The sequence below is a fragment of the Caulobacter sp. B11 genome, from assembly GCF_002737765.1.
In the GTDB taxonomy this organism is placed as follows: Bacteria; Pseudomonadota; Alphaproteobacteria; order Caulobacterales; family Caulobacteraceae; genus Caulobacter.
Window position 1 is genome coordinate 1 of sequence record NZ_PEGG01000029.1, and the last position, 12,623, is coordinate 12,623.

The window sequence follows — 12,623 nt, forward strand, 5'->3', positions numbered from 1 at the left end:
TGCAGCCAGTGATCGACCAGGCCGCGACGCTGGCCGTCGATGGCCGCCGCCACGCCGCCGCAGCCATAGTGGCCGACGACCATCACATGCTTGACCTTGATCACGTCGACCGCGAACTGCAGCACCGACAGATAGTTGGCGTCCTGGGGCGGGGCCAGGTTGGCGACATTGCGGTGAACGAACAGCTCGCCGGGATCCAGGCCGACGATCTCGTTGGCCGGCACGCGGCTGTCGCTGCAGCCGATCCACAGATATTCCGGGCTCTGCTGGTTCTCGAGCCGCTTGAAGAATTGGGGATCGACCTGGGTCTTGGCGTTCGACCAGGCGCGATTGTTGCTCTTGAGGTCATCAAGCATTGACGGCGTCCGGTTGCAGGTTGGGATGGGCGGCGGCGATGGCCGGATGGCCGGCGGCGCGTTCGGCCACGGCGCGGATCGCCGGGAACGGGGTCAGGTCGACCTTGAAGCGGGCGGCGTTGTAGATCTGCGGGATCAGGCAGCAGTCGGCCAGGCCGGGCGTCGCGCCGAAGCAGAAGCCGTCGCCATGGCGGGCGATCATCGGCTCCAGGGCCGAAAAGCCGTCGCCGATCCAGCGCTGGGCCCAGGCGTCGCGGCCGTCCTCGTCGACGCCCAGCCCCGCCAGGGCCCGCAGGATGCGCAGATTGTTCACCGGGTGGATGTCGCAGGCGATGATCTCGGCCATGGCCCGCACCACGGCCCGGTCAAGCGGGTCGGCGGGGAGCAGGGCGGGCTCGGGAACGGTTTCGTCCAGCCATTCCAGGATGGCCAGGCTCTGGGTCAGGCTGCGGCCGTCGACCTCGAGGGTCGGCACCAGCTTCTGGCCGTTGAGCGCCGCATAGGCCGGTTGCTGGTGGGCGTTGGTCACCAGGTCAACCGGGACGACGCGATAGTCCAGACCCTTGAGATTGAGCCCGATGCGCACCCGATAGGGCGCGCTGGCCCGCCAGGCGCTGTGCAGGACGAGGTCCATGACGTTTTCCTCAGACGATGGTGAAGGTCAGGGCGCCGACGCCCTCGACCGCGCCCTCGACCCGGTCGCCGCGCACGATCGCCGCGACGCCTTCGGGGGTGCCGGTGAAGATCAGGTCGCCGGCCGCCAGGGCCCACAGTTTCGAGGCCTCGGCGATGATCTCGGGCACCGACCAGATCATGTCGGCGATCTGCCCAGCCTGACGGGGCTGGCCGTTCACCGACAGGCTGATCGCGCCCTGGGGCGGGGCCCTGCCGGGGCGGATCGCCGAGATCGGAGCGCTGGCGTCGAAGCCCTTGGCGGCGTCCCAGGGCTGGCCCTTGGCCTTGGCGACGGCCTGCAGGTCGCGACGGGTCAGGTCGACCCCGACCGCATAGCCGAACACGTGGTCCAGGGCGTCGGCGACGGCGATGTCGCGGCCGCCGGACTTCAGGGCCACCACCAACTCGATCTCGTGGTGCAGGTCGGCGGTGGCCGACGGATAGGGAACCTCGACGCCCGGCGGGACCAGGCCGTCGCTGGGCTTGCCGAAGAAGAACGGCGGATCGCGGTCGTCGCCGCCCATCTCGCGCCGGTGGGCGGCGTAGTTGCGGCCGACGCAGAGCACGCGGCGCACCGGGAAGACGGCGTCTGCGCCCTCGACCGGAACCATGGACACGGGGGGCGGGGAAAAAGCGAAGGTCGTCATGCCGCCTGATTAGCGCCAAAACCCCGCCGCCGGAAGCGTCCAGCCTCGCGCGGAGCCGGGCGAACCCCGCGCAAGGGCCCCGCCTTAACGTTCTTTCACTTGCCCCCTTGCCCGCCAACGAGTCATGACGGAGTGGGGACTGCCGGCGTTAATACTCGGGGGCTTAAGAGCGCAGATGCTGATCATCGAGAACCTGACCCATGTCTATTCGAACGGCGTCAAGGCGCTGGACGAGGTCAGCCTGACGATCGCCCGGGGCATGTACGGCCTGCTGGGACCCAACGGGGCCGGCAAGTCGACCCTGATGCGCACCATCGCCACCCTGCAGGCGCCGACCTCGGGCCATATCCGCTTCGACGACATCGACGTGCTCAAGACCCCGAAGCCCTGCGCCGGACCCTGGGCTATCTGCCGCAGGACTTCGGCGTCTACCCGCGGGTCTCCGCCTACGACATGCTTGACCACATGGCCGTGCTCAAGGGCTTGTCCAACGCCCGCGAGCGCAAGGAGACGGTCGAGAGCCTGCTCAACCAGGTCAATCTGTGGACCGTGCGCAAGAAGGCCATCGCCGGTTTCTCGGGCGGCATGCGCCAGCGCTTCGGCATCGCCCAGGCCCTGATCGGCGACCCGCGCCTGATCATCGTCGACGAGCCCACCGCCGGCCTCGACCCGGAAGAACGCAACCGCTTCCTCAACCTGCTGGCCGAGATCGGCGAGAACGTGGTGGTGATCCTGTCGACCCACATCGTCGAGGACGTCTCCGACCTCTGCCCGGCCATGGCGATCATCTGCGACGGCCGCATCGTCAAGGAAGGCGCGCCCGCCGCCCTGGTCAGCCAGCTGGACGGCCGGATCTGGAAGAAGACCATCGACAAGTCGGAGCTGGAGGCCGCCAAGGCCCGCCACCAGGTGATCTCGACCCGGCTGCTGGGCGGCCGCACCGTCATCCACATCTTGGCCGACGCCGACCCGGGCGACGGCTTCGCCCCGGTGACCGGCGGGCTGGAAGATGTCTATTTCTCGACCCTGACCACCACCCGCCGCGCGGCCTAGGAGGGTCTGGCCGATGTTTCGCAAGATCGCGGGCTTCGAGCTCCGCTACCAGCTGAAGTCGCCGGTCTTCTGGGTGGTGGCGGCCATCTTCTTCCTGCTCACGTTCGGCGCGACGACGATAGACCAGATCCGGATAGGCGGCGGTGGCAACGTCCACAAGAACTCGCCGGCCATGATCGCCCAGATCCATCTCGTCTGGTCGATCTTCTACATGTTCGTGACCACGGCCTTTGTCGCCAATGTGGTGGTGCGCGACGACGAGACGGGCTTTGGCCCCATCCTGAGATCCACCCGGGTCGGCAAGTTCGACTATCTGTACGGCCGCTTCACGGGGGCCTTTATCGCGGCGGCCCTGTCGTTCCTGGTTGTGCCCCTGGCGATCTTCCTGGGCTCGCTGATGCCGTGGATCGATCCTGAACGGCTGGGTCCCAACCTGCCGCAGGCCTATCTGTTCGCCTATTTCGCCCTGGCCCTGCCGGCGATCTTCCTGACCTCGGCGATCTTCTTCGCCCTGGCCACCATCACCCGCTCGATGATGTGGACCTATGTTGGCGTGATCGCCTTCATGGTCGTCTGGATCATCGCGGGCATCGCGCTGGACAAGCCCGGGTTTGAAAAGACCGCCGCCCTTTGGGAGCCGCTGGGCACCGCCGCCTATGGCCTGGTCACCAAGTACTGGACGGCCAATGAGCGCAATACGCTGATCCCGGCCGTCAGCGGCGTCCTGCTGTTCAACCGCATCTTCTCCCTGGCGCTGTCGAGCGGCTTCCTGGCCTTGGCCTATTTCCTGTTCCGGTTCCAGTCGGCGGAGCTTTCCGGCGCGCGGCGCGGCCGCAAGTCGCAGGCGGCCGTCGAGGCGGCTGATCCGCCGCCCCAGGGCCCCGCGCCCCGCGCCGCGCCGCGCTATGACGGCCAGGCCGCCTGGGCCCAGCTGCGGGCCCGCACCCGCCTCGACATGGGCCAGGTGTTCAAGAGCCCGGCTTATTTCGTGCTGCTGGCCCTGGGCCTGGCCAACGCCATGGGTTCGCTGTGGTTCGCCACCGAGGCCGCCGGCTATGGCGGCGTCGTCTATCCCCTGACCCGCGTGCTGCTGACCCCGCTGATCGGGTCGTTCGGCCTGATCCCGATGATCATCGCGGTCTATTATTCCGGTGAGCTGGTCTGGCGGGAGCGCGAGCGCAAGACCCACGAGATCATCGACGCCACGCCTGTTCCGGACTGGGCCTTCGTGGTCCCCAAGATCCTGGCCATCTCGCTGGTGCTGATCTCGACCCTGCTGGTCAGCGTGCTGGCCGCAGTCATCAGCCAACTGCTGCATGGCTACACCCATTTCGAGATCGGCAAGTACCTGCTGTGGTACGTGCTGCCGCAATCGGTGGACTGGGTGCTGCTGGCGGTGCTGGCGGTGTTCCTGCAGACGATCAGCCCGCACAAGTTCATCGGCTGGGGCCTGATGGTGCTTTACATCATCACCACCATCACCTTCACCAGCCTGGGTTTCGAGCACAAGCTCTACAATTACGGCTCGACCGGCGAGACGCCGTTCTCCGACATCAACAATCTGGGCAAGTTCTGGATCGGTCCCTGGTGGCTGCGGCTGTACTGGACGGCGTTCGCGGTCGTGCTGCTGGTGCTGTCCTACGGCCTGTGGCGGCGCGGGACCGAGAGCCGGCTGCTGCCGCGCCTGCGTCGGCTGCCGAGCCGGATCACCGGCAAGGCCGGACTGGTCATGGCCGGGGCCCTGGCGGTGTTCGCCGCGTCCGGCGCCTTCATCTTCGTCAACACCAATATCTGGAACACCTACCGAACCAGCATCGACAACGAAAAATGGCAGGCCGACTACGAAAAGACCCTGCTGGGTTTCGAGAATCTGCCCCAGCCCAAGATCGTCGCCATGACCCTGGACGTGACCCTCTATCCGCATGAGCCGCGGGTCGACACGACGGGGTCCTACACCATCGAGAACCGGACCGGTCAGCCCCTGCGCGAGATCCACGTCCGCTTCGACCGCGACCTGCAGGTGCGGGCCCTGTCGATCCAGGGCGCGCGCTCCAAGAAGACCTTCGACCGCTTCAACTACCGGATCTTCGCCTTCGACACGCCGATGAACCCCGGCGAGCAGCGCAAGATGAGCTTCATCACCCGCCGCGCCCAGCAGGGCTTCCCCAACAGCGGGGCCGAGACGCGGGTGGTCGACAACGGGACCTTCATCAACAATCTGGAGATCGCGCCGATCCTGGGCATGTCGCGCGACAGCCTGCTGCAGGACCGGGCCAAGCGCCGCAAGTACGGTCTGCCGGCCGAGCGCCGCATGGCCCGGCTGGGCGATGTCGCGTCGAGGCAGTTCAACGGCCTGCGCAAGGACGCCGACTGGGTGTCGTCGGACATCACCGTCTCGACGGTGGCCGACCAGACGCCGATCGCGCCGGGGACCAAGGTGTCCGATGTGGTTAAGGGCGACCGCCGGATCGCGCGCTTCGTCACCGAGGCGCCGATCCAGGCCTTCGTCTCGATCCAGTCCGGACGGTTCGCGGTGTCCACCGAGGTCTATAAGGGCATTGAACTGGCGGTCTATTATGACGCCCAGCACGCCTGGAACATCGAGCGCATGAAGGCGGCGATGAAGGCTTCGCTGGACTATTATCAGGGCGAATTCAGCCCCTACCAGTTCCGCCAGCTGCGGTTCCTGGAGTTCCCCGACTACGCCCAATTCGCCCAGGCCTATGCCGGCACCATGCCGTGGTCGGAGGGCCTGGTGTTCATCGCCAACTACCAGAACCCCGAAAAGATCGACATGGTCACCTATGTCGGGGCCCACGAGATCGGCCACCAGTGGTGGGCCCACCAGGTGATCGGCGCCAACCAGCAGGGCGGCACGATGCTGAGCGAGACCTTCGCTCAGTACTCGGCCCTGATGGTGATGAAGCGGATGTACGGCGAGAGCCAGATCCGCAAGTTCCTGAAGTTCGAGCTCGACAGCTATCTGCGGGCCCGCGGCGGCGATCCGCTCGAGGAGCAGCCGCTCTACAAGGTCGAGAACCAGGGCTATATCCACTATCGCAAGGGCTCGCTGGTCATGTACCGGCTGCAGAGCGAGATCGGCGAGGCGGCGGTCAATCGCGCCCTGCGCCGGCTGATCGCCGACCACGCCTTCAAGGGCGCGCCCTATCCGACGACGCTCGACTTCATGGCCGCGGTCCGCGCCGAGGCGCCGGCCGACAAGCAGGCCCTGATCACCGACCTGTTCGAGAAGATCACCCTCTATGACCTCAAGACCACGGCCGCGACGGTCAAGCCGCGCGCTGATGGTCGCTTCGACGTGACGGTGACGGTCGACGCCAAGAAGCTCTATGCCGACGGCAAGGGCAAGGAGACCCCCGCGGCGCTGAACGAAACCATGGATGTGGGCCTGTTCACGGCCGAGCCGGGGAAGAAGGCCTTCACGGCCGGCAATGTGGTGCTGTACCAGCGCCGCGCGATCCGCTCGGGCGTCCAGACCTGACCTTCGTCGTCGACAAGCCCCGACCTTCGCCGGGGTTGATCCCGACCTTCGCCGGGGTTGATCCCTACAACACGGTGATCGACCGCAACGGCGACGACAATATCCTGAAGGTCGGCGGGTGAGCGAGCTCGGGCTCAAGCTACGCCGAGGCCCTGAACGGCTTCTTCGCCAAGGCTTTCCCGAAGGCGGGGATCTGGCCAGGTGCTGGAGGTGACGCCCGGTCGGGTGCTGATCCGCCAGGCCTATGTCGCCCGGTCGCTGCGGCCGGGCGGACTGATTTCCGGACCGACCCAGATGGGGCTGGCCGACCGCGCGGCCTATGCCCTGGTCCTGGCCCATATCGGCGAGGTCGAGATGGCGGTGACCACGTCCCTGACCATCCACTTCCTGCGCGGGGCCAAGCCGGGCGACCTCTATGCCGAGGCGGTTCTGCTCAAGCTCGGCCGCCGCATCGCGACGGCCGATGTCCTGATGTGGACGGAATCGCGCGAGCGCGCGGTCTCGAAGGCGACCGTGGCCTACGCGATCCCTGAAGGGTCGCGCCCTTCGAGGGTCCGCCAAGGCGAAGCTCGAAGGACGCAAGGGCCCTATTTCATGCCGTTCTTCAGGCCTTCGGCCTTGTTCAGATGTTCCTGGATCTTGGGGCCGTGTCGGCAGCGAAGATCTTCAGGGTCGCGACGTCGCCGTCCTGGGCGTAGCGCTGCAGCAGGTTGAGCGCGGCCTGATGAACGTCGACCTGATCGTCGGCATAGGTCTTGTCGAAGTCCTTGTCGCTGGACTTGTTCAGGTCGTCGATCTTGTCCTGCAGGTCGGACGGCAGCATGGTCGGGGTGGTCAGGGTCTGGCCCGAGGCGGCGATGGCGGCCTTCAGCCCTTCCATGGTCAAGGTGTGGCCGTCGGCCATCATCTTGGCGAAGGCCTTGACCTCGGCGTTGGTCGAACGCTTGAGGGCGATCTTGGCGGCCTCGATCTCGTACATGTCGTTGGCGACGGCCTTGGCGACGAAGTCGGGGGCCTTGCTCTCGTCGGCCATGGTGGGGACCGTGGCGGCGGGGTTGGCGTCCGGGGTCGCGGCCTGTTCGCTGGGCGTGGCGGCGCCCTTGGTTTCGGTCTTGTCGCCGCAGGCGGCGAGGCTGAGGGCGGCGAAGGCGGCGCCGACGATAAGGATCTTGCGGGTCATGGCTTTCTTTCCCTGCGCGTATTCTTAGAAACGGTAGGAGACATGGCGTCGCGCGGCGCCGTCTTGGTGATATGAACTTCACGCGGCCGTGATCGGTTCCGTGATCTCTGGGGAAACATCGATGGCCGACGCGCCGCTGAAGGGCCTGCGGGTCATCGAAATGGGCTCCCTGATCGCCGGGCCTTTCTGCGGCCAGATCCTGGGCGACTTCGGCGCCGAGGTGATCAAGCTGGAGGATCCCGGGGTCGGCGATCCGATGCGCCAGTGGGGCCGCTCCAAACCCAAGGGCCATTCGCCCTGGTGGCCGGTGATCGGCCGCAACAAGCACTCGGTGACCCTGAACCTGCGCACAGAGGAGGGCCGCGACCTGGCCCGGGCCCTGATCGCCAAGGCCGATGTCGTGGTCGAGAACTTCCGGCCCGGCACCCTGGAGGGCTGGGGCATGGGCTATGACGACCTGGCCCGGCTCAATCCCGGCCTGGTGATGGCGCGGGTCTCGGGTTTCGGCCAGACGGGCCCCTCGTCGCACAAGGCCGGCTACGCCCTGATCGGCGAGGCGATGGGCGGCCTGCGCCACATCACCGGCGAGCCCGACCGCAACCCCGCGCGGGCCGGCATCTCGATCGGCGACAGCCTGTCGGGGCTCAATGCCGCGCTCGGCGTGATGATGGCCCTGCACGCCCGCCAGCGCACCGGACGCGGCCAGGTCGTCGACGCGGCCATCTATGAGAGCGTGCTGTCGGTGATGGAGAACCTGATCACCGAATACGACCTGACCGGCTATATCCGCGAACGGTCCGGCGCCGTCCTGCCGGGCATCGCGCCGTCCAATGTCTATCCGACCCTGAGCGGCGAATTGATCCTGATCGGGGCCAATCAGGACACCCTGTTCCGGCGCCTATGCGAACTAATGGGCCGCCCCGACCTGGCCGAGGACGTCCGCTATCGCGATCACGCGGCCCCGCGGCGCGCACCAGGCCGAACTCGACGCGCGCATCGCCGCCTGGACCGCCGACCACGCCATCGAGGACCTCCTGCCGCGCCTCGAGGCGGCGGGGATCGCCACCGGCCGGATCTATCGCGGCGCCCGAAATGCTGGTCGACCCTCAGTTCATCGCCCGCGAGTCGATCGTCACCGTGCCCCATCCGGTGTTCGGTCAGGTGAAGATGCAGAACGCCTTTCCCCGCCTGACCGAGACCCCCGGCGCGGTGCGCTGGCCGGGACCTGGCCTGGGCGAGCATACCGATTCCGTGCTGGCCGAGGTGGCGGGCTTGTCGCCGGACGCCATAGCCGGCCTGCGCGGCCGCGGCGTGATCTAGGACCTTGTCCTAACCCCGGCCGGTCACCGAGGCGATCGCGCGGGCGATCTGATGGACATTGTAGGGCTTGCGCACGATCGGGGCGTCGAACCCCATCGGCGCGGCCTTGTCGGCATAGCCGGTGGCGAACACGAAGGGCCGGCCCTCGCGTCGCAGGATCTCGGCCACCGGGGCCACGGACTGGCCGTTGAGATCGGCGTCGAGCACGGCGGCGTCGAAGGTCAGGTTCAACATCGCCAGGGCTTCGCTGAGCTCGGCCGCGCAGCCGACCACCTCGACGCCGTTCTCCTCGAGCCCGGCCTCAAGCTCCATGGCCAGCAGCAGCGAGTCCTCGACGATCAGCACCTTGAGGCCCGAGATCGCGGCGGGACGGAAGGCTTCCTCGCCGCCGAGAGTCTCGACGATGCGGCTCTCGGCCGGGGCCGGCGTTTCGGGCGAGTCGTTTTCGACCAGGGCGTCGGCGGCGGCGTGGATCATGGCCGTGACGCCGCTGCGGCGGAACTCGATGGTCGCCCGCCCGCCCAGTTCGCGCCCGACCACGTCCTCGACCAGGGTCGCGCCAAAGCCGCGCTGGGCCGGGGGGGCGATCATCGGGCCGCCGGTCTCCAGCCACTCCAGCGAGAAGCCGCCCTCTGGCGCCCGGCGCCAGACCACCTCGACCCGCCCGGTTTCAACCGACAGGGCCCCGTACTTCACCGCATTGACCGCCAGTTCATGCAGGGCCAGCGACAGGGCGGCGGCGGCCCGAGGCGACAGGAAAAGCTCCGGGCCGTCCCAGCGCGTCTGGGTGGGGGCCAGCCCGCCAAGCTCGGCGGCGGCGATCCGCGCCAGGGTCGCGCCGCGCCAGCGCGCGGCGCTGAGCAGGTCGTGGGCCGAGCTCATCGACTTCAGCCGGGCGGCGAAGGTCTTGAGGAAGCCGTCCAGGGACGAGGATTTGCGCGCCGATTGCGAGGCCACCGACTGGACGACGGCCAACAGGTTCTTGATGCGGTGATCGAGTTCGCTGAGCAGGTTCTCGCGCTGATCGTCGGCGTTGCGCCGCTGGGTGACGTCCTGCACCACCCCGATCAACCGTTCCGGCTCGCCGTCCGCTCCCAGCACCAGCACGCCGAAGGCCCTGTGCCAGGCCTGGCGTTGGCGGTCATCGAGGGTGGGGCGATACTCGATGTCGAAGCGCCCCTTCAAGCGCAGTTGTTCCTCGATCACGCGCCGCGCCGCCACGCGATCGGCGGGAGCGATGACGTCGTTGATGGCGGTCCCCGCCCTGGCCGGCATCTCCCCCGCAGGCAGGTCCGAAATGCGGGACATGCGCGGGCTGATCAGGAAGATGTCGGCGGCGATGTCCCACTCGAACTCGCCCATCTTGGCGGCGTCGAGGGCCAGCGAGAGCCGTTCGGCGTCGAGCGAGCGCTGGGCGTCGTGGCGGGCGACTTCGGCGTCGCGGATCAGCGCCACCATCGACAGGGCCGCGAGGTCGGCCAGGGCTTCGACGGCGTCGGCGTCGCCGATCTGGGGATCTTCGAAGTCCTCGACGATCAACAGACCCAGGATCAGGCCGTCAGGATCAATCAGCGGGGCCCAGGCCAGGGACTGGCCCGCACCGTTGGCGCTTAGCGCGGCCAGACACGCGGCGTCGGCGATCCGCGCGCCGCCGCCGAGCTTGAGCAAGGCCTCGGCCAGGGAGTCGGCGCGCGGGGTTTCGGGCTCGGCCACGCCATGCCCGGCCTTCAGCCAGGCGCGGCGATCATCGATCAAGACGATACGGGCGCGGGAGGCCGACAATAGCCGCGCGGCGAGGCGCGCAATGCGCTCGAAGCGGGGATCGGCGGCGTCGCCGTCCAGGGCGACCAGCGCCTCAAGCGCGCGCAAACGCCGCGTCTCGATGTCTGCTGCTCGCGTGTCGTTCGCGTCCGCCATGATTCGACCATAGACCGCCTTCGCCCACCGCGCGAGTTCGATCCGCCCTTTCCGAGTGCGATCTGCAGTGGTTAAGCTTGAGGCTTGGCGTTAGAATGGAACCAGCCGCGAAAGCTTTGCGTTGACGGGGCGCAGCTTCACGGGCTGCGTTCCTCCCGCCGCCAGCCGTGAACCGGAGATGATCATGACCGACAACGCCCTGAACCCCGCCATCAAGGAAGCCAAGAAGGCGTCGAGCTCGGCCAGTTCGGCCCTCGAACACGCTGAACGCAGCTTCGACGAAGCCAAGATCAGCCTGACCGAGGCCGCCAAGCGGGTCGAACAGTCCCTGCTGGACGGCTTCGACACCCTGCGCGCTCAAAGCCGCACCTATTCGGACACCGCCGGTCAGCAGCTGGAAGAAGCCCAGCGCTATGTCAGCGAGCGGGTCAAGGAACGTCCGATCACCGCCACCCTGGCCGGTCTTGGCGTCGGCCTGCTGATCGGCCTGCTCCTGGCCGGCGGCAGCCGTAGCCACAACAAGTGATCTTCGAAAAGACCTTGACGACCCTGGCGGCGGCGGCGGCGATCGTCGCCGCCGCCGCGGTCAGCGTGGTGGCGGGCGCCTTCGCGGTCTACGCCGTGCTGCTGCCGCTGGTCGGTCCGGCCGGAGGCGCGGCCATCGTCGCCGCGATCTTCGCCGTCTTCGCGGTGATCGGGGCCTTGCTGATGGTGCGCAAGGCCGACGGCGGACATGCCAGAGCCTCCGCGCCGACAGCGTCCCAGCCAGATCCGTTCCAACTGGCCGAGCGGGCCTTCGAAATGGTCAAGGAGCGGCCGGTGCTGTCGGCCGCGGCGGCGATCGCCGCCGGGGTGATCGCCTTCCGTAATCCGGCGCTGGTGACCATCGTCGCCAAGGCGTTCATGGACCTCAAACAGACCCCCCCGCGTTAAGCCCTGACGCAAGTGCGATTTGCCGCGCCTCCGCCGAAAGGCGGGGGCGTTTTCGGATGGAGTAAACATGTTCAAGCTTCCTGACCTGCCCTACGCCTACGAAGCCCTGCTGCCGACCATCTCGGACGACACCCTGCGCTTCCACCACGACAAGCATCACGCCGCCTATGTCACCGCCCTCAACGGCCTGCTGCCCGAGGGCGACAAGCGTCCCCTGGAACAGGTGATCCGCGAGGCCGCCCCGGGAAAGCTGTTCAACAACGCCGCCCAGGCTTGGAACCACGCCTTCTTCTGGGACTGCATGAGCCCCGACAAAACCGCGCCGGGTCCCGCCCTGGTCGCCGCCATCGCCGCCGCCTTCGGCGACATGGCCGCCCTGAAGGAAAAATTCGTCGCCGAGGGTGTCGGGCACTTCGGCTCGGGCTGGGTGTGGCTGGTGGTCGAGGACGGCAAGCTGGCCGTCATCTCCACTCACGACGCGGAGGACACCCTGACCCGCCCCGGCGTCACGCCGCTGCTGGTCTGCGACCTCTGGGAGCACGCCTACTATCTGGATCACCAGAACGATCGGAAGGGCTTCCTCGGCGCCTGGTTCGACGCCCTGCCCAACTGGACCCTGGCCGACGCCCAACTGGCCTCGGCCGGCGGCGACGGCCAAGGCTGGCTGTATCCCGCGCCGGAATAGCGACTAAGACCGCCGCCGTTGTCGCCCAGGTTAGGCGCAGCGGCGGCGCGTTAGGTTCCAGGTCCGCCAGACGACGAAGCCCGTCCGCTCAAAGGCCATGGCGGTGATGCGGATGTCGCAGTCGTCAGCCTCGATGATGTTGAAGCTGGGCGGCACGCCGCGCTCACGGATCGACAGGGTTCCCGCCCCCACCGCCTGGGTGCAGCCGTCGCCGAACGGATAGGGATGGACGAAGGGCGCGTGGATGTGGCCGGTCAGGACCAGGTCGGCGCCGGCCTCGGCGAAGGCCTGGGCGGCGCGCGTGCCGCCTCTTACCTTGGCGGTCATCGGCCCGCCGATCATCTCGATCAGGGGG

9 protein-coding genes and 4 pseudogenes are annotated in these 12,623 nt (G+C 67.8%); 7 read left to right on the forward strand and 6 right to left on the reverse strand.

All coding sequences use genetic code 11. From position 1 onward, the window contains the following. The 3 genes from CSW58_RS02075 to CSW58_RS02085 all read right to left on the reverse strand — a co-directional run. Window positions 1-356, reverse strand: a 356-nt coding sequence (locus CSW58_RS02075; protein WP_143755048.1) for a carbonic anhydrase, incomplete at its 3' end; no start/stop codon positions are given. Beyond that, the gene (gene maiA / locus CSW58_RS02080) at window positions 349-990 is read right to left on the reverse strand and encodes a maleylacetoacetate isomerase (protein WP_099446121.1); all 642 of its coding nucleotides are present in this window, start codon (window positions 988-990) and stop codon (window positions 349-351) included. The genes maiA and CSW58_RS02075, both read right to left, overlap by 8 nt. A gap of 10 nt (window positions 991-1,000) precedes the next feature. After that, window positions 1,001-1,678, reverse strand: a complete 678-nt coding sequence (locus CSW58_RS02085; RefSeq protein ID WP_099446122.1) for a fumarylacetoacetate hydrolase family protein — start codon at window positions 1,676-1,678, stop codon at window positions 1,001-1,003. A gap of 175 nt (window positions 1,679-1,853) precedes the next feature. On the opposite strand from CSW58_RS02085, the pseudogene CSW58_RS02090 reads away from it, so the two are divergent. The 3 genes and pseudogenes from CSW58_RS02090 to CSW58_RS14655 all read left to right on the forward strand — a co-directional run bounded on the left by CSW58_RS02090 (window position 1,854) and on the right by CSW58_RS14655 (window position 6,947). Next, a pseudogene (locus CSW58_RS02090) lies at window positions 1,854-2,731 on the forward strand (ABC transporter ATP-binding protein). A 13-nt stretch (window positions 2,732-2,744) separates the two neighbouring features. Beyond that, window positions 2,745-6,355, forward strand: a pseudogene (locus CSW58_RS02095) (M1 family aminopeptidase). A 79-nt stretch (window positions 6,356-6,434) separates the two neighbouring features. Continuing rightward, window positions 6,435-6,947, forward strand: coding sequence for a PaaI family thioesterase (locus CSW58_RS14655; protein ID WP_236627593.1), 513 nt, complete (start codon window positions 6,435-6,437; stop codon window positions 6,945-6,947). On the opposite strand, the gene CSW58_RS02105 is transcribed toward CSW58_RS14655, so the two are convergent. Further along, on the reverse strand, window positions 6,856-7,413 hold the full coding sequence (locus CSW58_RS02105; protein WP_236627594.1) for a DUF4142 domain-containing protein: 558 nt from the start codon (window positions 7,411-7,413) through the stop codon (window positions 6,856-6,858). The genes CSW58_RS14655 and CSW58_RS02105 overlap by 92 nt on opposite strands. A gap of 121 nt (window positions 7,414-7,534) precedes the next feature. On the opposite strand from CSW58_RS02105, the pseudogene CSW58_RS02110 reads away from it, so the two are divergent. Continuing rightward, window positions 7,535-8,733, forward strand: a pseudogene (locus CSW58_RS02110) (CaiB/BaiF CoA transferase family protein). Window positions 8,734-8,742: 9 nt separating this feature from the next. Here CSW58_RS02110 and CSW58_RS02115 read toward each other — a convergent pair. Next, on the reverse strand, window positions 8,743-10,650 hold the full coding sequence (locus CSW58_RS02115; protein WP_099446123.1) for an HWE histidine kinase domain-containing protein: 1,908 nt from the start codon (window positions 10,648-10,650) through the stop codon (window positions 8,743-8,745). A gap of 184 nt (window positions 10,651-10,834) precedes the next feature. On the opposite strand from CSW58_RS02115, the gene CSW58_RS02120 reads away from it, so the two are divergent. The 3 genes from CSW58_RS02120 to CSW58_RS02130 all read left to right on the forward strand — a co-directional run bounded on the left by CSW58_RS02120 (window position 10,835) and on the right by CSW58_RS02130 (window position 12,268). Next, complete coding sequence (locus CSW58_RS02120) at window positions 10,835-11,176, forward strand: hypothetical protein (RefSeq protein WP_099446126.1); 342 nt, start codon at window positions 10,835-10,837, stop codon at window positions 11,174-11,176. Further along, on the forward strand, window positions 11,173-11,583 hold the full coding sequence (locus CSW58_RS02125) for a hypothetical protein (RefSeq protein WP_099446124.1): 411 nt from the start codon (window positions 11,173-11,175) through the stop codon (window positions 11,581-11,583). The genes CSW58_RS02120 and CSW58_RS02125 overlap by 4 nt, the downstream gene beginning before the upstream one ends. A gap of 67 nt (window positions 11,584-11,650) precedes the next feature. After that, window positions 11,651-12,268 (forward strand): superoxide dismutase, encoded by a 618-nt coding sequence (locus tag CSW58_RS02130; RefSeq protein ID WP_099446125.1) that lies wholly within the window; start codon window positions 11,651-11,653, stop codon window positions 12,266-12,268. Window positions 12,269-12,298: 30 nt separating this feature from the next. Here CSW58_RS02130 and CSW58_RS02135 read toward each other — a convergent pair. After that, window positions 12,299-12,623 (reverse strand): annotated as a pseudogene (locus tag CSW58_RS02135) (metallophosphoesterase); the annotation flags it as partial.